The 19185-nt window shown below is 65.9% G+C and carries 16 protein-coding genes; 9 read left to right on the forward strand and 7 right to left on the reverse strand.

Annotation, left to right across the window (positions count from 1 at the left end; all coding sequences use genetic code 11):
- Nucleotides 1-44 precede the first annotated feature (44 nt).
- From pflB to OHA70_RS36225, 4 genes are read left to right on the forward strand one after another with little or no spacing between them, the layout of a single operon-like run.
- The gene (gene pflB, locus OHA70_RS36210) at nt 45-2303 is read left to right on the forward strand and encodes a formate C-acetyltransferase (protein WP_328325719.1); all 2259 of its coding nucleotides are present in this window, start codon (nt 45-47) and stop codon (nt 2301-2303) included.
- An 11-nt stretch (nt 2304-2314) separates the two neighbouring features.
- On the forward strand, nt 2315-3073 hold the full coding sequence (pflA, locus tag OHA70_RS36215; protein ID WP_328325721.1) for a pyruvate formate-lyase-activating protein: 759 nt from the start codon (nt 2315-2317) through the stop codon (nt 3071-3073).
- Nucleotides 3074-3101: 28 nt separating this feature from the next.
- Nucleotides 3102-5816, forward strand: a complete 2715-nt coding sequence (gene ppdK, locus OHA70_RS36220; RefSeq protein ID WP_328325723.1) for a pyruvate, phosphate dikinase — start codon at nt 3102-3104, stop codon at nt 5814-5816.
- A gap of 39 nt (nt 5817-5855) precedes the next feature.
- Entirely contained in the window at nt 5856-6842 is a 987-nt protein-coding gene (locus OHA70_RS36225) for an Acg family FMN-binding oxidoreductase (RefSeq protein ID WP_328325725.1), read from the forward strand.
- 36 nt (nt 6843-6878) lie between these two features.
- On the opposite strand, the gene OHA70_RS36230 is transcribed toward OHA70_RS36225, so the two are convergent.
- From OHA70_RS36230 to OHA70_RS36240, 3 genes are read right to left on the reverse strand one after another with little or no spacing between them, the layout of a single operon-like run.
- Nucleotides 6879-7298 (reverse strand): hypothetical protein, encoded by a 420-nt coding sequence (locus OHA70_RS36230; RefSeq protein ID WP_328325727.1) that lies wholly within the window; start codon nt 7296-7298, stop codon nt 6879-6881.
- A gap of 47 nt (nt 7299-7345) precedes the next feature.
- On the reverse strand, nt 7346-7660 hold the full coding sequence (locus tag OHA70_RS36235) for a hypothetical protein (protein ID WP_328325728.1): 315 nt from the start codon (nt 7658-7660) through the stop codon (nt 7346-7348).
- An 18-nt stretch (nt 7661-7678) separates the two neighbouring features.
- The gene (locus OHA70_RS36240) at nt 7679-8890 is read right to left on the reverse strand and encodes an Acg family FMN-binding oxidoreductase (RefSeq protein WP_328325729.1); all 1212 of its coding nucleotides are present in this window, start codon (nt 8888-8890) and stop codon (nt 7679-7681) included.
- 620 nt (nt 8891-9510) lie between these two features.
- On the opposite strand from OHA70_RS36240, the gene OHA70_RS36245 reads away from it, so the two are divergent.
- From OHA70_RS36245 to OHA70_RS36265, 5 genes are all read left to right on the forward strand, one after another.
- Nucleotides 9511-10185, forward strand: coding sequence for a hypothetical protein (locus OHA70_RS36245; RefSeq protein WP_328325731.1), 675 nt, complete (start codon nt 9511-9513; stop codon nt 10183-10185).
- A 121-nt stretch (nt 10186-10306) separates the two neighbouring features.
- Nucleotides 10307-11710, forward strand: coding sequence for an APC family permease (locus tag OHA70_RS36250; RefSeq protein ID WP_328325733.1), 1404 nt, complete (start codon nt 10307-10309; stop codon nt 11708-11710).
- A 37-nt stretch (nt 11711-11747) separates the two neighbouring features.
- Nucleotides 11748-12977 (forward strand): arginine deiminase, encoded by a 1230-nt coding sequence (locus OHA70_RS36255; RefSeq protein ID WP_328325735.1) that lies wholly within the window; start codon nt 11748-11750, stop codon nt 12975-12977.
- Nucleotides 12974-13975 carry an ornithine carbamoyltransferase gene (gene argF, locus OHA70_RS36260; RefSeq protein WP_328325737.1) on the forward strand — a complete coding sequence of 334 codons (1002 nt, stop codon included), beginning with the start codon at nt 12974-12976 and terminating at the stop codon, nt 13973-13975. The genes OHA70_RS36255 and argF overlap by 4 nt, the downstream gene beginning before the upstream one ends.
- A gap of 2 nt (nt 13976-13977) precedes the next feature.
- Nucleotides 13978-14883, forward strand: a complete 906-nt coding sequence (locus OHA70_RS36265; protein ID WP_328325739.1) for a carbamate kinase — start codon at nt 13978-13980, stop codon at nt 14881-14883.
- 58 nt (nt 14884-14941) lie between these two features.
- Here OHA70_RS36265 and OHA70_RS36270 read toward each other — a convergent pair whose 3' ends face one another.
- From OHA70_RS36270 to OHA70_RS36285, 4 genes are all read right to left on the reverse strand, one after another.
- Nucleotides 14942-15103, reverse strand: a complete 162-nt coding sequence (locus OHA70_RS36270) for a hypothetical protein (RefSeq protein WP_328325741.1) — start codon at nt 15101-15103, stop codon at nt 14942-14944.
- A gap of 459 nt (nt 15104-15562) precedes the next feature.
- The gene (locus OHA70_RS36275; RefSeq protein ID WP_328325743.1) at nt 15563-16474 is read right to left on the reverse strand and encodes a hypothetical protein; all 912 of its coding nucleotides are present in this window, start codon (nt 16472-16474) and stop codon (nt 15563-15565) included.
- 51 nt (nt 16475-16525) lie between these two features.
- A complete protein-coding gene (locus OHA70_RS36280; protein WP_328325745.1) occupies nt 16526-16687 on the reverse strand; it encodes a helix-turn-helix domain-containing protein in 162 nt (53 codons plus the stop codon).
- Between the two features lie 1757 nt (nt 16688-18444).
- A complete protein-coding gene (locus OHA70_RS36285) occupies nt 18445-18969 on the reverse strand; it encodes a recombinase family protein (RefSeq protein WP_328325747.1) in 525 nt (174 codons plus the stop codon).
- Nucleotides 18970-19185 lie beyond the last annotated feature (216 nt).

A 19185-nucleotide genomic window follows, 5' to 3' on the forward strand; every position in this document is an offset into this window, starting at 1 on the left:
CCGTCGGCTCGTGATGCTGGAGGCGGAGAGGGGATCACTCGATCATGACGACTCAGCACAGCGGCACGGCGGCTGACTACAGCGCCTGGCACGGTTTCGACGGTCACGGATGGCGGGAGCGGATCGACGTTGCGCAGTTCATCACCGCCAACGTCACGCCGTACCCGGGCGACGGTTCGTTCCTCGAGCCGCCGACCGCACGGACCGAGAGGCTCTGGAAGGCAGTGTCCAGTCTCTTTCCGGAGGAACGGGCACGCGGCATCCTCGCGGTCGATGAGCACACCCCGTCGACCATCACCAGCCACGCGCCCGGTTACATCTCCCGGGACGACGAGCTGATCGTCGGCCTGCAGACCGACGCGCCGCTGAAGCGGGCGATCATGCCGAACGGCGGACTGCGAACGGTCGAGGCGGGGCTGCATGCCTACGGCTACGAGCTGGACCCTGAGGTCCGCAAGACCTTCACCGAGTACCGCAAGACCCATAACGACGGAGTCTTCGACGCGTATACGCCGCAGATCCGGGCGGCACGGCGTTCGTCCATCATCACCGGCCTGCCGGATTCGTACGGCCGTGGCCGGATCATCGGCGACTACCGCCGAGTGCCCCTGTACGGCGTGGACCGGCTGATCGCCGACCGGGAGGCCGCCAAGGCAACCCTGGCCGAGCGCCGCTCTACCGCGGACGTCGTGCGTGACCGCGAGGAACTGTCGGAGCAGATCAAGGCGCTGCGGGAGCTGGTCACGATGGCCGCTTCGTACGGCTGTGATGTGTCCAGGCCGGCGGAGACCGCCCGCGAGGCCGTCCAGTGGCTTTACCTGGCGTACCTCGCCGCCACCAAGGAGCAGAACGGCGCGGCGATGTCACTCGGCCGCACCTCCACGTTCCTCGACATCTACCTCGCACGTGACCTCGCAGCGGGCCTGATCGACGAGTCGGCGGCGCAGGAACTCATCGACCAACTGGTCGTCAAGCTGCGCATCATCCGGTTCCTGCGGACACCGGAGTACGACGCCCTGTTCTCCGGCGACCCGACCTGGGTCACCGAAAGCATCGGCGGCATCGCCTCCGACGGCCGGCCGCTCGTCACCAGGTCCTCCTTCAGGTACCTCCAGACGCTCTACAACCTCGGTACGGCCCCCGAGCCCAACCTGACCGTCCTCTGGTCACCAGATCTCCCCGCGGGCTTCAAGGCTTTCGCGGCACAGGTCTCGCTCGACACCAGCGCCATCCAGTACGAGAGCGACGAGCTACTCCGGCCGCGGTACGGCGACGACACTGCCATCGCCTGCTGCGTTTCGGCGATGGCAGTGGGCAAGGCGATGCAGTTCTTCGGCGCCCGGGTCAACCTGGCGAAGACGTTGCTCTACGCAATCAACGGTGGGCGTGACGAGATCACCGGCGTACAGGTCGCGCCCGCGACGCCGCCGGTCACCGGCGACATCCTGCGGTACGACGACGTCCTGGGCCGTCTCGACGAAACGATGGGCTGGCTCGCCCAGACCTACGTCGATGCCCTGAACGTCATCCACTACATGCACGACAAGTACGCGTACGAACGGCTTGAGATGGCTTTGCACGACTATCCGGTGCATCGCACGATGGCCTGCGGGATCGCCGGCCTGTCGGTAGCGGCGGACTCCCTGGCGGCGATCAAGTACGCGACCGTACGGCCTGTACGCGACTCGAACGGTCTCGTCACCGACTACCTCCGCGAAGGCGACTTCCCCACCTACGGCAACGACGACGACCGGGCCGACGACATCGCCGTCTGGCTCGTGAACACCTTCATGGCCAAGATCCGCGAGCAGCAGACCTACCGCGAGGCCGAACCCACTCAGTCCGTACTGACGATCACCTCGAACGTGGTCTACGGCCGCAACACCGGCAACACTCCCGACGGCCGGCGAGCGGGCGAGCCGTTTGCGCCCGGCGCCAACCCGATGAACGGCCGCGATCACCACGGCCTGATGGCGGCGGCCCTCAGTGTCGCGAAGCTGCCGTACGACGCCTCGCGTGACGGCATCTCACTGACCACCTCGGTCACTCCGGCCGGCCTCGGACGGTCCAGGGAGGAGCGGATCGCCAACCTGGTGGGCGTTCTCGACAGCTTCGTCGACGCCGGTGGCTTCCACCTCAACGTCAACGTGCTCGACCGGGCCACCCTGGTCGACGCGATGGAGCACCCGGAGTCGTATCCGACCCTCACGATCAGGGTGTCCGGCTATGCGGTCAACTTCGTCCGGCTCACTCGTGAACAGCAGCTCGACGTGATCAACCGCACCTTCCACGCCGGTCTCTAGCGATGGCCGTCATGGACAGTACTGCCGAAGCCCCTGCCACAGCTGCAGGGTCCCTCCACTCGTGGGATCTCTCCTCGGGCGTGGACGGTCCAGGCACCAGGCTGGTGCTGTTCCTGGCCGGCTGCCCCTTGCGTTGCCTGTACTGCCAGAACCCCGATACCTGGCAGGAACGCGACGGCGCGCAGACTTCGGTCGCCGCGGTGATGACCAAGGTCCGCCGCTACCAGAAGATCTTCTCCCGGACAGGCGGCGGCGTGACGCTGTCCGGCGGCGAGCCACTCCTGCAACCACGCTTCGCCGCGGCCGTCCTGCACGCCTGCGCCGAAGCCGGCGTGAGCACTGCGCTCGACACCTCCGGAGCACTCGGCGCACGAGCGTTCGACGAACTCCTGCTGGACACGGACCTGGTCCTGCTCGACATCAAAGCGTTCGCACCACACACCTACAGCCGGATCACCGGCGGCGGCGACCTGGCACCGACCCTTCGCTTCGCCCAGCGCCTGGCCAGGCTCGAACGCCGGGTCTGGCTCCGCTTCGTCCTGGTACCGGGGCTCAACGATGCCCCCGCCGAGGTCGAGGCACTGGCCGACTTCGTCGCAGACCTCGGCAACGTCGAACGAGTCGACGTGCTCCCGTTCCACAAACTCGCGACACCGAAGTACGAGGCGATGGGGATCGCCTTTCCCCTGATCGATCGGCCGGTACCCACGCTGGATCAGGCAGCGGCCGTCCGAGCCATCTTCACCGCCCGCGGGCTTCGAACGACCTGAAAGCCCAGCCAGGAAGGGAAGTTTCGCCATGACACATACTCAAGAAGGCATCAGCTACGTCTTCGACTTCGCCGACGGAAACATGAACCAGAAGGACCTGCTCGGCGGTAAGGGGGCAAACCTCGCCGAGATGACGCACATCGGGCTACCGGTTCCACCAGGCTTCACCATCGCCACCACAGCCTGCAAGACCTATCTGGCCACCGGTGATACTCCGTCCGGGCTGGCCGAGGAGATCTCCGATCACCTCCACCGGCTGGAGAACGTGCTGGACCGCCGGCTCGGTGATCGTGACGATCCGCTGCTGGTGTCCGTCCGCTCGGGCGCCAAGTTCTCGATGCCCGGAATGATGGAGACGATCCTCGACATCGGGCTGAACGACGAGTCGGTCCACGGCCTGGCCAAGCAGTCCGGTGATGACCACTTCGCCTGGGACTCCTACCGGCGCCTGTTGCAGATGTACGCACGGACAGTTCTCGACCTGCCCGATGACGTACTCGAGCCGGCATTGTCGGCAGAGTTCGCCGAATGGGGGGTCAGCACACCCGAGGACCTCCCCGCCGCCGCGATCGAGCGGACCTGCGAGCTCTTGAAGCGCGTCATCGCCGAACACTCCGGCAGCGTCTTCCCCCAAGATCCGCTCGTACAGCTCGATCACGCAGTACGTGCGGTGTTCAGCTCCTGGTCGACCGCACGCGCCACGCTCTACCGGCGGCAGGAACACATCGCCGACGACCTGGGCACGGCTGTCAACGTGATGGCGATGGTGTTCGGTAACCGTGGAGCCGACTCGGGTACCGGCGTTGCCTTCACCCGCGACCCGGGGTCGGGTGCGACCGGCGTCTATGGCGACTACCTCCAGAACGCCCAGGGCGAGGACGTGGTCGCCGGCGTACGCAACACTGTTCCGCTGGCGCAGCTCGAGATCATCGACCCGGCGAACTACGCACGACTGGTCTCCGTGATGGCCACCCTGGAGCACCACTACCAGGATCTGTGCGATATCGAGTTCACCATCGAGCGCGGCCGGCTGTGGATCCTCCAGACCCGGGTAGGCAAGCGGACCGCCGCGGCAGCGTTCCGGATCGTGACGCAGCTCGTCGACGAAGGTGTCATCACCCTCGACGACGCATTGCTGCGGGTGACCGGCGCGCAGCTCGGGCAGCTGATGTTCCCCCGCTTCGCCGCCGATCACGACCAGCCGGTGCTGGTCAGCGGGATCGGCGCCTCACCTGGCGCAGCCGTCGGGGTCGCGGCCTTCGATTCGGACGCCGCCCAGCGATTCGCGAGCGACGGACGGCCGGTGATCCTGATCCGGCGCGAGACGAACCCCGACGACCTCCCGGGCATGATCGCCTCGCAGGGCATCCTCACGACCCGCGGCGGAAAGACCTCCCATGCCGCAGTCGTTGCCCGCGGCATGGGAAAGACGTGTGTCTGCGGCGCGGAACAGCTGGTGGTCGACCTGGAAGGACGGCTGGCCGTCGCACCCGGTGACGTCGTCATCCGCGAGGGCGACCTGTTGTCGCTGGACGGACTGACCGGGGTGGTCTATCGCGGCGAGGTTCCGGTCGTCGCCTCACCTGTCGTCGAGTACTTCGAAAGCAGCGGGAACCTCGACGGCGCACAGGAGGTCGTCAAGTCCGTCGACCGGATCCTTCGCCACGCGGACCAGCGGCGCATGCTGGGTGTGCACGCCAACGCGGACACTCCGACGGACGCCCAGCGCGCCCGCAGGTTCGGCGCGGAAGGCATCGGCCTGTGCCGCACCGAACACATGTTCCTCGGCGCGCGCCGACGGTTGGTGGAGCGCTTGATTCTTGCCGAGGGGCCGGCCGAAGTGCAGGCCGCCCTGGACGAACTGCAGCCATTGCAGCGAGCCGACTTCACCGAGATCTTCCGCTCGATGGACGGCCTGCCGGTCACCATCCGGCTCATCGACCCACCACTTCACGAGTTCCTCCCCGACCTGACCACCCTGTCCGTGCAGGTCGCGCTCGCCAAGGATCACGGTGAGCACGACGCCGATGCCGAACGCCTTCTCGGAGCGGTACGGCGGATCCACGAGACCAACCCGATGCTGGGACTCCGCGGCGTACGACTGGGTATCGCGATCCCCGGACTGTTCGCCATGCAGACGCGGGCCATCGCCGAGGCCGCGGCCGGTGTGAGATCCGAAGGTGTGGACGTCCGGCCCGAGATCATGGTGCCGCTGGTGGCCAGCGACGAGGAGATGCTGCTGGTCCGTGGCGAGATCGAGCGGGTCCTCGCCGAGGTCTCGACGCAGACGGGAGGCACCGTCACCGCGCGGATCGGGACGATGATCGAGGTTCCTCGGGCCGCGCTCAGCGCGGCCGGCATCGCCCGCCACGCCGACTTCTTCTCCTTCGGTACCAACGACCTCACCCAGCTGACCTGGGCCTTCAGTCGAGACGATGTGGAGGCATCCTTCTTCCCGCGCTACCTGGACGCCGGCATCTTCGCGGTATCACCGTTCGAATCGCTCGACCGCTCCGGCGTCGGCCGGCTGGTCCAGCTCGCGGTGGATGAAGGACGCCAGGCCAACCCCGACCTTGTCATCGGCGTCTGCGGGGAACACGGCGGCGACCCGGACTCGATCGCGTTCTTCGCCCAGGCCGGTCTCGACTACGTCTCCTGCTCACCCTTCCGCATCCCGGTGGCCCGACTCGAAGCAGGCCGCGCGGCGATCGCCGGCCGATCGACAACCAGCGACACCCGCTGACATGGCCACCACTGGTCCATGCCCACGAAGGGAGCTCCGATGACGACGAAGATGGCCAACGAGCCGCTGCTCGACCGGGACGAGGTCGGTCTGCTGATCCGCGCGGCCGGCACCGCGCCGTCGATGCACAACACTCAACCGTGGCGTTTCGAGATCAACGGTCCGGTGATCGACGTGATCCTCGACGTCGACCGGAGCCTGCCTGCAGAGGACCGATCGGGGCGGCTGATCCTGATCGGCCTGGGCGCCGCCACCTTCAACCTCCGCGTGGCCGCCGCGACGCTCGGCTACGACACCACGTTCGCGACCGAGCCCGATCCGGACCGGCAGGAGATCGTCACCCGAGTCTTCCTCGGCAGCCGGCAGACACCGGCCCCACCGCTGGCGAGTCTGTACGGCGAACTCGGCAGGCGGCATACCTATCGCGGGCCGATGACGCCGGTCAGAGTCCCGGCAACGGTATGCCAGCTGGTCGTCGAGGCAGCTCGCTGCGAGGGAGCCGACCTGAGCTGGCTGAGCCAGGCCGGAAACCAGCGGCTGGAAAGCGTTCTGAGACTCGCTGACGACCTGGACCTGCACGACGAGGATCGCCTGACCGAGCGAGCGCAATGGGTCGGCGGCGAGCGCGACGCGGACGGAGTACCGGTGGAAGCCCTGGGCCCACTGCCTACCGGCGCGGCGATGGTCCGTGATCTGTCGGCAGGCTCCGAGCAGCCAGATCGCGAAGCCGCGGCGTTCGAGAATCAGCCGCTGATCGGCGTCCTCACCACGCCAGGCGATCGCCCCTCCGAATGGCTACGGGCCGGGATGGCACTGCAACACGCATTGCTCACCGCGACGTCGTGCGACCTGGCAGCGTCGTTCCTCAACCAGGCGCTCGAGTACACACAGCTGCGATCCCAGGTGCAGGAGTTGATCGGCAGCGACGTCCGTCCCCAGATGATCGTCCGCTTCGGCTTTCCCGCTGAGCAAGGCACCGACACCCCCCGCCGCTCCTGGCCACAAACCGTCACAGAGTGGCACTGATCGAGGGGTCCTCGCACATCCACTCCTGGGGCGGCACTAGATGAGATACCGGCGCACTGGCGCCAGGAGTGGCAAGGTCACGAGTGCGGCGCCTACCGCGCCGTAGATGACCAGCAGTGGCGACATACCGATGTAGATCCACTCGATCAGGAGCCAGAGGAGCTGGCCGAGTCCCAACAAGACGGTGGCCGCCCACCACCAGGGCCGGCCGGTCAGCCGCTGCACGACCTTCAGCCGCGGCCGTTCGGGTCTACGAAGAATGCCGTATGCGGCAGCCAGCGACCCGAGCCCGAAAACGACCAGGAGAACCAGTCCAGGCACGAGCCAGCTGTCGATGACCGGGATGCGGTCGAGTGGCTCGCGAGGAATCAGCTGCAGTCCCCAGATCCCGAAGATCAAACCGATCCCGCCGAACAGTCCGCTGACGCCCAGGAACACCAACAGCCCTATCGTCACCCGTACTGCTGCGTGACGATCGGTTGGCGTCGCCGGCGCCGCCGCCCTCATGTCCGCTCGCGGTAGCCGGCAACTGCGTTCCGGATGGCGAGCTGACCCAACAGCAGGGCGAGGATGGCGAGCAGTGGTGTGACGATGCTCCACCAAGTGCCGATGGCCAGCGGCAGTGCACCGGCAACCAGCAGTACCAGGGCTACAGCGATCGAACGTTGTGCCACTACGAGCGCAGCGAGAACGAACAGCGCGCCGGCGAGGCCCAGGATTCGGTCCCAGCCGTGTGCGGCCAGGCCGATCCAGGCGTAGAGGATCGCGACGATCGCTGTCAGGGCGGTGGGCCAACTGCGGTACAGGGTGTCGTTCATCGAAGTGCCTCGGCTCTTCTAGGTAGTGACGACGTCGGCAGTCGGCCGGCGCGGGCTCAGCGGCGACGCTGTTCTGGGATATCCGATTCGGAACGTCATGACCGGATGGCTGCCGGATGGCAGCATCGCCGCGACCGCGTCGGTGAACTCCGGTCGCAGGCCGGCCGAGGTTTCCCGGTCGATGCGCTCAGGAATCTGGCACAGCGGCTGCATGCCCAGCCCGTCAACGGTGGCGGCCAGGTGCAGGCGCTGCCAGATCCGCCCAGCCTCGAGACGCTGGCCGCGATCGCTCGGGTCGCTGACGACAAGGGCACCGAATGCCGCCGCGGTCGGCAACTGCGTGGTGCGGGTGCCGGCCAGCCAGCCGTCGTTGTTCTGCTTGCGGCTGGTCGGAATGAGTTTGGACACTGCCCGGATCAGGGCGGACTGTCCGGACGGGTCGATGGTGATGCCGTCCTTGTGCTGCTGGATGTCGTGCCAGTCCGACCGGTACCACCGGAAGTCGTCAGCGGCCTGCTGCTCATCGGCGATGATGGCCTGGGTGGCGCGCACGGTCAGGTCGCTGAACGCCTGCTTCTGCGCGCTCGAGGTGAACCAGACCAGCCCGATGCCGGGTGAATCGGCCAACGCTCGCAGCGCGTCGAGTTGCCGGCTGCTGACCGCCCGGGTGGTGTCGTAGGCGCCGCGGCTGGTGTGCCGTGTGGTGATCGCATCGAACAGCGGCGACTGCGATACAGCGGTCGGAGTCAGCACCACGGTGGCGATGTGGGTTGCATCCGAACTGCTGGGTACCAGCGAGACTGCCGTCTTCAAGCCGTTGGGCGGACCGGCTACTACCAGGTTCTCGATCGCGCAGCCCAGGGACAGGTGCAGCTCACGCAACAGTGGGTCCATCGCCCCGATGGTGCGGGACATATCTGCGAACAGGTCGATCCGGTCGCTGGTGACCTTGAACAGCCATGGCTGGGTGTTGTGGGCGTTGGCAGCAAGAATCGCGGCGCTCACCAGATTCATGGCCTGCCCGTTCGGCCCGGCCTGGCCCCAGGCGTCATAGGCCGGGCCGGTGCCGGTAGCGAACACCCCGCCGTCGACAGAACGCCAGGTCAGGCCGCCCGCGGCCGCAACCGCGACGACGCCTGACCCGAGTCCGAGGAGGTGCAGAACGCTGCGACGGCTCACCGGCGCGGCAACCACCGCCGGATCGGTGGATGAATCCAGATCAGTCGACATGTGCTGAGACTCCTTGTGGAACCGACGGCCGAGCCGCCGACAGCAGACCCCGCTCTACAGGTCCCCATTCCAGCCCCCTCACGGCCGGACCATCAGTGCCGAAGGTCCTCACCAGCAGGGACGACGGACAGGTCGACGAACGCCTGGCCGGTTGAGGACCTTCGCCTCTTCTGATCGCGGGCCGGAAGGCGCTCGATGGCGTCATCCGGAAACCCGGAGAGGAGAGCTCCATGGTCGAGCAAGCGGACACAGACGACGGCTTGTACCGCCGTACCAGGTCCCAAGAACGACGAAACAGGCCAACTGCCTCCTGGCCGAATCGGCTCGTCTCGTGGTGGCTCAGGTCAGCGATCGGATCCGTCGTCGGACGTTCGATGGTGCTCGTCCGCTACCCAGCCCGAGACGGCCGGATCATCGTCCTGCCGGTCCAGGCAGCTCGCTCGGGACTCCAGGCGGTGGTCCTTGTCGGTGATTCCGGCAACAAGCACTGGTGGCGCCACTTCATCGTCCGAAACACTCTCAGCATTTTCGTCGATCGTCGGTGGAGAAGCGCGACAGGTGTTGTCGTGGACCCAGGAGCAGACTCCGTCAAGATCTACCGATCGGCTTACCCGCACAGAGTGATCGATGACCACCAGGTCTTCGTCGCCATCACCCTCGCAGAATCCCCTGGCCCTTTGCGGGGCCGCGAACTGACGCGGCTCTGGTTCTGGAACGTCACGATCGCCGAGTTCTTCGGTTTCGCGGTGCCGGCCCTGATCGGGACCTCGACCAGAGATTTCCCGGCAGTGATCTCACTACCGGCTCTACTGATCGCTGGAGCCGTCGAGGGCACGCTCCTCGGCCTCGGCCAGGCCAGCGTGCTCCGCCTCGCCCTTCCACACCTCCCTCGCCGTCGCTGGATCGTGAGCACCTCAGTTGCCGCGGCGCTCGCCTACCTGATCGGGCTGAGCCCTTCGTTGCTGGCGGATCGAGTGTCACATTGGCCGGTCGTCGTACTGGCCGGCGCTGGCTTCAGCCTGGGCGTGATCTTGCTGGCTTCCATCGGGACCGCGCAGTGGCTGATCCTGCGTACCGAAGTACCCAAGGCCCAAATCTGGATCATCGCGACCGCCGCCGCCTGGCTGGTTGGCCTAGGTGTCTTCCTCGGCTTCGCGATGCCTCTGTGGCGACCTGGGCAGCCTCAATTGCTCACAGTAGGGATCGGCCTCGCGGGCGGCTTGTTGATGGCAGCAACCACCTCGGCCATCACCGCGATCGCCATCCGCCGGCTCGTCGACAAGCGGGCGCGATAGCCGTACCGTCCAGAGCCTTTCGCTCGGATGACCAGGACCTTCGGCCCTCCTGCGCATTTCACGATTCATGGTCAATTGGGGAGCAACAGCTGGAGGGTGTCCCCTCCCCGGAGGAGGAGCCATGACTCAAGTCCGATCGAGAGCCGATGCGAAGCCGGCCGAACGCTCGGCCAAGTTGGGCCTGACGCAGTCGACAGCCCTGGTGATGGGAAGCATCATCGGGGTCGGCATCTTCAGCCTCCCCTACGCCTTGGCCGCCTACGGCCCGATCAGCCTGCTCGCGATGGCGATCGCTACCATTGGCGCCGTCGCCTTGGCGATGATGTTCGCGGTGATGTCGCGCCGCCTTCCGGCTGACGGCGGACCGTACGCCTACGCACGCGCCGCATTCGGCAACGGGCTCGGTTTCAGCAACGCCTGGTCCTACTGGATCACGGCCTGGGCAGGCAACGCAGCGATCGCGGTGGGCTGGGTCTACTACGTCGAGAAGTTCGTCAACAAGGGCGGCGCCACCGGGTGGTCCATCGTGATCGCCCTGACGGGCCTGTGGATCCCGGCGGCGGTCAACCTGTCCGGCGTCCGCAACATGGGCATCTTCCAGCTCTGGACAACAGTGCTCAAGTTCATTCCGCTGGCACTGATGTCCAGCGTCGGTCTGTTCTTCGTCGTCGGCGGAAACTTCACCCCCTGGAACATCAGCGGCGACAGCAACCTGTCCGCCGTCGGCGGCGCCATGGCCATCTGCTTGTTCAGCTACCTCGGCGTCGAGACCGCGTCGGTCGCAGCCGCCAAGGTCCGCGACCCTGCCCGCAACGTCGGTAGATCCACGATTTACGGAACCCTCGCCAGCGGTGTCGTCTACATGCTGTCCCTGATCGCCGTCTTCGGCATCCTGCCCGCCGGCGTCCTGGCTCTGGACGGCAACAAGGCGTCGTACTCCGCAGCCGCTGACGCGATCGTCGGACACGGCTCGTGGGCCGGCAACCTGGTAGCGATCGCAGTCATCATCTCCGGCATCGGCGCACTGAACGGCTGGACCATGATCTGCGCCGAAATGCCTTTGGCCGCAGCCAAGGACGGCCTGTTCCCGAAGCGGTTCGCGGTCTTGTCCGCCCGTCGGGTGCCTGCCTTCGGCATCGTCGCCTCGACCGCACTCGCCTCCGCCGCCGTGATCCTCAGCTACCTCGGAACCAGCGGTGCCACCGTCTTCACGACCCTCGTCCTGATGACCGGCATCACCTCCGCAATCCCCTATGCGTTCTCGGCCCTCGCCCAGATCGTCTGGCGTCGGCACGACCGCCGGCACGGCTTCACTCCGCGGTTCTATCTCGACGTCAGCGTGGCCGCCGTGGCCTTCGCGCTGTCGCTGGCGTTCATCTACTTCTCCCGCAACACCGGACAGACCTGGTACGTCGTGTGGGGCCCCTTCCTGATGGCAGCCGTGGCCGCCCTGGCCGGCATCCCGATCTACCTGTCGAAACGCAGCTCGATGACCGAGCCCGAGCCGGTACCGGAGTACCGATGACCTCGCCGCTCTTCCACCACCCGAAAGGCAGCCACTGATGAGATTCCATGTCGATTCCGAAGTCGGTCAGCTCAAGCAGGCCATCGTCCACCGGCCGGGGATCGAGCTGAACCGACTCACCCCGGAGAACGTCGACGAGCTGCTCTTCGACGACGTGATGTGGTCGCACCGGGCCCGCGAAGAGCATGACGCCTTCGTCAAGCAACTCGAGGCCGGCGGGGTCGTCGTCCACCACTTCGCGACCCTGCTGGAGGAAGCGCTCGACACCATCGGCGCTCGTCAGTTCCTCCAGGACCGGCTCGTGACGGCGAACCGCTTCGGCCCGGCGCTGGACGGCCCGCTCGACGAGTTGGTCGGGTCCACTCCGGCGAAGCTGCTGGCCGAGCTGCTGATCGGCGGCGTACTCAAGGAGGATGTGTCGCACCTGCTGCAGGCGCCAAGCCTCTTGATGGACTACCTGGCGGCCGACGACTTCCTGCTCCGGCCTCTGCCGAACCACTTGTTCCAGCGCGACAACTCAGCCTGGATCTACGACGGCGTCTCCATCAACCCGATGGCGAAACCGGCCAGAAGGCGCGAGACGATCAACTCGCGCGTCGTCTACAACTTCCACCCGATGTTCCGGGAGACCCCGCCGACTTTCCTTTACGGCAACGACTCCCAGGCCCACGACTCAGCGACCATCGAGGGCGGCGACATCACTGTCATCGGCAACCGGGCCGTGATGATCGGGATGGGCGAACGCTCCACCCCGCAGGGCGTCGAGACGTTGGCTCGCAGCCTCTTCCACGCCGGGACCGTTGACAAGGTGATCGTCGTCGAACTCCCGAAGTCACGGGCCTTCATGCACCTGGACACCGTGATGACGATGATCGACCGCGACGCCTTCTGCATCTATCCCTACCTGCCGGACGAGCTGCGCTCTTTCACTCTCACGTCGGTCGGTACCGGCGGAGACTTCAAGCTCGAGGAGAACAGCGAACTGTTCCCCGCCGTCGCCGACGCCCTCGGCCTGGACAGCCTCCGGCTCCTGCGCACGCCGATCGACAAGAAGGGCGCTCAGCGGGAGCAGTGGAACGACAGCAACAACTTCCTGGCCGTCTCCCCCGGCGTGATCCTCGGCTACGAACGCAACACGACCACCAACCAGTACCTGACCGACCAGGGCATCGAGATCATCCCCGTCGTCGGCGAGGAACTCGGCCGCGGCCGCGGCGGACCCCGCTGCATGACCTGCCCGATCGAACGAGAGGCAGTCTCGTCATGACCCACGACCTGCACGGCAGAAGCTTCCTCAAGGAGCTCGACTTCACACCGGACGAGTGGCGTGGCTTGCTCACCCTCGCCGGTGAGCTGAAGGTCGGCAAGAAGGCAGGCACCGAGCACCAGTACCTGACCGGGAAGAACCTCGCGCTCATCTTCGAGAAGGCCTCGACCCGCACACGCTGCGCCTTCGAGGTCGCTGCCCATGACCAAGGCGCCCACGTGACCTACCTCGACCCGACTGGCTCGCACCTGGGTCACAAGGAATCCGCGGCCGACACTGCGCGAGTACTGGCCCGCATGTACGACGGCATCGAGTACCGCGGCTTCAGCCAGCAGACGGCCGAGACGCTCGCGACCTGGTCCGGCGTACCGGTCTGGAACGGTCTGACCGACGAGTGGCACCCGACCCAGTCGCTCTGCGACATGCTCACCATGCGCGAACACGCCGGTAAGCCCGACCACGAGATCTCGTTCGCCTTCGTCGGCGACGCAGCCGACAACGTCGCCAACTCACTCCTGATCGCCGGCGCGATGCTCGGCATGGACGTCCGAATGGTCTCGCCTGCATCCCTCACCAATCCCGAGTCAGTGATCAAGGCAGCCGAGAGCATCGCGGCGGACACCGGGGCGAAGATCACCCGCACCAGCGACATCACGACCGGAGTGGCAGGTGCCGACTTCATCTACACAGATGTCTGGGTCTCGATGGGAGAGCCTGTCGAAGCCTGGGCAGACCGAATCGCCTTGCTGACGCCGTACCAGGTCACCTCAGACCTGCTGGCCCGGACCGGCAACCCTGCGGTCAAGTTCATGCACTGCCTGCCGGCCTTCCACGACCGTCAAACCGAGGTCGGCGAAGACCTCTACCGCCAGACCGGCCTCACCTCGCTCGAGGTGACCGACGAGGTCTTCGAGTCACCGGCCTCGATCGTCTTCGACCAGGCCGAGAACCGCCTGCACACCATCAAGGCCGTCATGGTCGCCACCCTGGGACGCTGACCATGCGCATAGTCATCGCACTCGGCGGCAACGCCCTCCTGCGCCGTGGCGAGAAACCCGACGCCGCCACCCAGCTCGCGCATCTCGTCGCGGCAGCACCCGCCCTGGCCAAGATCGCCGCCGAACACGAGCTGGTACTTGTCCACGGCAACGGTCCGCAGGTCGGACTGCTCGCTCTCGAAAGCACCACGGACACCAGCTTGTCCCGCTCTTACCCGCTGAGCGACCTCGTCGCCGAAACTCAGGGAATGATCGGGTACTGGATCCAGCAGGCCCTCACCAACGCCGGCCTGATGCATCCGGTCGTCACCCTCGTGACGCAAACCGTCGTCGACCAGAACGACCCCGGTTTCATCACTCCCACCAAGTTCATCGGCAGCGGCTACAGCGAGGACAAGGCCCACCAACTCGTCAAACGCAACAACTGGACCATCCGCCGCGACGGCAACAACTGGCGCCGAGTGGTCGCTTCCCCCAAGCCTCAACGAATCGTCGAGCTCGACACCGCCGAGATCCTCCTGCAGCACCACACGACCGTCGTACTCGCAGGCGGAGGCGGAATACCCGTCACCGAAGGCCCCGACGGCCTGACCGGCGCCGAAGCAGTCGTCGACAAGGATCACGCCGCCGCCCTCATCGCCACCGAACTCAAAGCCGACCTCTTAGTCATGCTGACCGACGTACCGGCCGTCTACCTCGACTACGGCTCGCCGTCCGAGCGGCCTCTGCGCGACGTCACCCTCGCAGACCTGACCGGCCGCTCCTTTCCAGCCGGCTCGATGGGCCCGAAGATCGCCGCCGCCGTCCAGTTCGTCGCAACCACCCACGGCCGAGCAGCAATCGGCGCCTTGGACGACACAACCGCCGTGGTGGCCGGAACAGCCGGCACCCAACTCACCACGACCTGACGATGGGTGCCCACTCTCGTTTCGCGCAACGAGAAGCGAGTGGCGAGGCAGCCTGGGGTTACTTCAGCTCGGCGGAGGTCTTGCCCAGCAGCCTGCGGGCGACGATCAACTGCTGGATTTGTTGGGTGCCTTCGAAGATGTCGAGGATCTTCGCGGTGCACGCGAGGGCATATTGGCCATCGCAGACGATATGCCCTCTGACCTGCGGTTTTCCTCTCAACAGCCCTCAACCCTAACCATCGCTTGCCAACGTCTCACGGAGCAGTGACGGAGCTGGCCCGAACGGCAAACCGCGATCGCAGAGATCCCGTCCGCCAAACGGATCGTGCGCGTCTCCTCTCCTCGCGCGACTTAGGTCGCAGCCATCGATGATTTCGGTAGCTGCCTGCGCCACGTCTTTCAGCCATAAATCCGTTGCGGTCCAAGGCATGCTCGCCGGCCTCTACCTCGAGGCCCCACCCCGTCAAGATCGCAGCCTCTGCCTTGAGCTGCTCAGAACTCGGACAACTCCCAGGCGACGGCAACCGCACCCGATCGCCCGGTCTCGACTTCGGCGGGACGCCGTCAGCACGTTGCATGGCAGGTCAGCACCTTCCCAGCAGGTCCATCAGGTTCGGCCATCCCCTGTACTGCTGTGGAGACCGTGCGACCAAGGCGGCAGCCACGGTACCAGCGGCTGTTACTCGCCGGAGAGTTCGTCGAAGTCTAGGGTGGCCCAGCGGAAGTGGATGGGGGCATTGAGGGTGGCGGGGAGTTTGCCGAGGCCTTGGATGACGGTGGTTGGGCCGGTGGCGTGGCCTACGGCGTAGAGGTATGCGGTATCGGTGTCCTTGTCGAGGCCGAAGAGGAGGGTGCCTTGGGAGCCGCACTTTTCGGCAATCAGGGTCTCGAAGCCTTGCCAGGTTGCGGTGCGGACCTTTTTCACCACCGGCTTCATCGGGGCGGTGGTCGGGATGTGGATGGTGTAGATCGCCCCGCCCTTGGTGTTCGCCAGGAAGGTGTCGTACGTCTGCGTCTTGCTGATCAGGACCATCGTCTTGATCGCGGCGAACCCGGGCGCGGATCCCGCGTTCCGCCATACCCCTCGGCTGTCGACAGTCCAGCGGAACAGCGTGCCGTCGTTGCGCAGGCCGTACTCGTTCGTGTGGGAGGAAGTCCCGTTGTACGGCGCGTACCGCGACTCCTGCAAGACCACGAACGCGTCCCAGCCGCCGCCGATCCGCTGCAGGACCACCGACTCGGGGATGACGGTTCCGTCGACGAGCGCGTCGTACCGGGTCCGGTACAGGGCCGATCCGATCACGACGTACCCGAAGACCCTTGGTCCGCCGGCAACCGGTTCGTAGACCATTGCGGTACTCAGTCGCGTGGCGCCGTCCGGGTATAGGTCACGGGCGATGACCCGCACGCCCCCGATGGTGGGCGGCGTCGTCGCGACGATGTCCTGCCCCTGCGAGTCGCCCGTCGCCGAGACCGACCCCACAGCCATCCGGCACTGCGCCGAGGCCGTTGCCACGCTTGCGACCGCTGGTTCGGGTAGAAGGCCCGCGGTCAGGACTGCCGCGGCCAGTACGCCCGTCATTCGCTTCATGGAAGCCACCCCTCATCATCTAACTCGATGCGAGAAGCCGACCGAAAGTTGTCAGCCGCGACAGGTAGATCCGGCCGGCCCTTGAACAGCCTCGTCGGCGACCCAGCGCAGGATGTCGCCAGGCTGGCAGTCCAGCGCCTCACACAGCGCCTCCAGCGTACTGAACGGGACCGCCTTCGCGCGCAAGACGAGAGCCGCTGCAGCAACGGCCACCAAAACGGTAGCCGATGGCGCCGCGAGTTCGGCGCAGGTCGGTCAGCTGGGCCCGCGATGCGGATGCCGCTCGGCATCGCGACCGTTCAGCGCTCCGCGGCCCGGCGGCGTCCGACCCGGCCGAGCATCGTGGTGCGATCGGTGATCCCCCGGCCGACGTTGTCTTGCACGAGTGCAATGGGCAAGACCCTCGTGGTCACTGCAACCGTAACGGTCTGCGCTGCCGCGAGGCGCCCAGGACCTGTCCAGAAAGGTCGGACACGACCCACTTGTTGTCGATCGCTACTGGTTCTACATCACGAACGATGCCGGTGCTCTTGGGTGTGTGCGTGGTGTTCGCGGTGATCGTATGCGTGTCCACGCGTAGGGTCCGCGGTCACTCCTTGGAGAGCGTTGGGCGGCCTCGGCACGGCGGGTTTGAAGCCCAGCGGCTGCAGATCGACCACTGAACCATCGTCGGCCAGCACCGCCAGCCGTGATCGCACGAGCGTTTCGCGCCCGAAGCCTGCTTCTCGCGGTCGATCTACCAAACTGGTACCGCCATCGGGCGGCGTACCCGATCTGCCACACAGACCCAGGTTCCAGCACTTCACTGGCGCCCCAGTTCTCGAGCAGGATCGCCGGCCAGGCGTCCGCTGCTCGCAGCAGCAACTCTTGCCGGAAGATGATCCCCGCTAACGCATTCACCTCGTACAATCGCTGCCTCCCATCGGACGAGACGCGGCCTGTCTCCACATCATTCATTGCAGCCTCCGAAACACGGCATCCGTCCTTGCCGTGTCGAACATCGCCGCTCTGCTACGTCGTGAGAACCCGGATAGGGAGGTCTGCAACCTGTGGACATTGAGGAACTTTGGATTCGGCTGGCAGAAGCCGGCGTGTCAGCGCTGCTGAAGATCAACCATGAGCGATACGAAGAGCGCGGCAAATACTGGACACTCCTGGTGTCCGGGCCTTCGCTCGGCGAAGCAAGGTTCGTCCGCGCTGAGGAGTCCTCATTCGAGAGATGCCTCCAGGTCGGCCTAACTCGCTTAATGAGCAAGGGCGACCAATGGAGCCGGCTCTCAGAGCACCTGCCTAAAGGTCCATAGATCGGCAGTGCAGCCGAACAATCGTTGGCCTCAATTCCTTCTCCCCACGTTGACCTGTCGATCTAGGCGCGGACAGACGATCGGCTATGAGCCCGATCGCCTGACCGCGTACAGGACCTTTCCACTCAGCTAAGGCTCAGGCGTGTGGTTAAGGTGCGTGTTCGGCCTCGGACACAACAAGCCGCAGACCTATGGGTCGGCGGCCTTCTTGTTGCCCAGGCTCTCTCGACCGCCTGGTAATGCGTTCAGGCACTCGATACCCGTAAGCGCCTCGCAGCTCCCCGGCGTCCAGGGAGGCACAACCTTGTAATGGCCGTCTCAGCAGCCCGCTTCTCTGCCACAGCAGCGTTGTACTGCTCCCGCAACGCTGCCGGATCCCACCCCGCATCCAACGCCCGCTGCAGCCGTGCCATCACCACATCCACCGCCGCCACGCGATCCCGCAACTGCGCCACATGCTCGTCGCGACGCGCCGAACCGTCGTCAGCCGCCAGAAGTAAGTCAATCGTTACCTGCCGATTCAACAGCCCAAACAGCTTCCCGATCCACCGATTGATCGCCGGTGTGATCAGGTCCTCCCGAAGATAAATCTGCTGCGGATGCGCCAGCGCCGTAGCCGGCTCCGGCACCAAGGTCCGGGCGTTGCATCGGTGGTACTTCAGCTCCTTATGCCGCGCAGCCCCCTCCCATCTTCCGGTCACAAATCCCACACTTGATTCGCCCGCGCAGCTCATAGCTCCGCTCCTTCGGAGCGCGCCGCCGACTCCTCGACGACCACTCGGCCACTCCACCGCTCCGCCTCTTCCGCTTCTCGAACTGAACCGCGGTAAACATCTCCACCGAAACGAGCGCCGGATGCGCCGGCTCCCGCGACCGCACAATCTTCGCCTGCGGCGACCGCCTGAACCTCGCGATGTAGCCCGCGGCAACATCGTCCGGATCCAGCAACTCCTCGACCTTCTGCCAGCGTCCGTAGATGGCGTATCCGGTATAGCGAGGGTTCTCGAGGATCGCGACGATAGTTGAGTGCTGCCAGCCGTCCATCTTCCGATGCCGATTCTGATGAGGCGCATGAGCCGACGGGCAAGGCACTCCATCCCGGTTCAGCTGCTCTGCGATCGCCTTCCTCCCCCATCCGGCGAGATACATCTCAAAGATCCTCTGCACCACCGCCGCTGCGAAGTCACCCACCACCAACACCCGCAACCGCTGCCCCTCCTGCGCCTTCCTCGGATGCGGATGAGGCCCACCATCCGCCACCACATACCCGTACGGCGGCCGCCCACCCTGATACCGCCCATCAATCAACACCTGAGCAGCCATCGCCGCCCGAACCCGCCGCCGCACATGCTGCCGCTCCGACTTCGACAACCCACCAGTAATCGTCATAGCCATGTCATGCACGGT

Source organism: Kribbella sp. NBC_00382, from assembly GCF_036067295.1.
GTDB lineage: Bacteria > Actinomycetota > Actinomycetes > Propionibacteriales > Kribbellaceae > Kribbella.

Coding starts and splice junctions, on each gene's coding strand:
- OHA70_RS36265 (WP_328325739.1), top strand. CDS start 13,978: ATGCGCATAGTCATCGCACTCGGCGGCAACGCCCTCCTGCGCCGTGGC.
- pflB (WP_328325719.1), top strand. CDS start 45: ATGACGACTCAGCACAGCGGCACGGCGGCTGACTACAGCGCCTGGCAC.
- argF (WP_328325737.1), top strand. CDS start 12,974: ATGACCCACGACCTGCACGGCAGAAGCTTCCTCAAGGAGCTCGACTTC.
- OHA70_RS36275 (WP_328325743.1), bottom strand. CDS start 16,474: ATGAAGCGAATGACGGGCGTACTGGCCGCGGCAGTCCTGACCGCGGGC.
- ppdK (WP_328325723.1), top strand. CDS start 3,102: ATGACACATACTCAAGAAGGCATCAGCTACGTCTTCGACTTCGCCGAC.
- OHA70_RS36240 (WP_328325729.1), bottom strand. CDS start 8,890: ATGTCGACTGATCTGGATTCATCCACCGATCCGGCGGTGGTTGCCGCG.
- OHA70_RS36255 (WP_328325735.1), top strand. CDS start 11,748: ATGAGATTCCATGTCGATTCCGAAGTCGGTCAGCTCAAGCAGGCCATC.
- pflA (WP_328325721.1), top strand. CDS start 2,315: ATGGACAGTACTGCCGAAGCCCCTGCCACAGCTGCAGGGTCCCTCCAC.
- OHA70_RS36250 (WP_328325733.1), top strand. CDS start 10,307: ATGACTCAAGTCCGATCGAGAGCCGATGCGAAGCCGGCCGAACGCTCG.
- OHA70_RS36235 (WP_328325728.1), bottom strand. CDS start 7,660: ATGAACGACACCCTGTACCGCAGTTGGCCCACCGCCCTGACAGCGATC.
- OHA70_RS36225 (WP_328325725.1), top strand. CDS start 5,856: ATGACGACGAAGATGGCCAACGAGCCGCTGCTCGACCGGGACGAGGTC.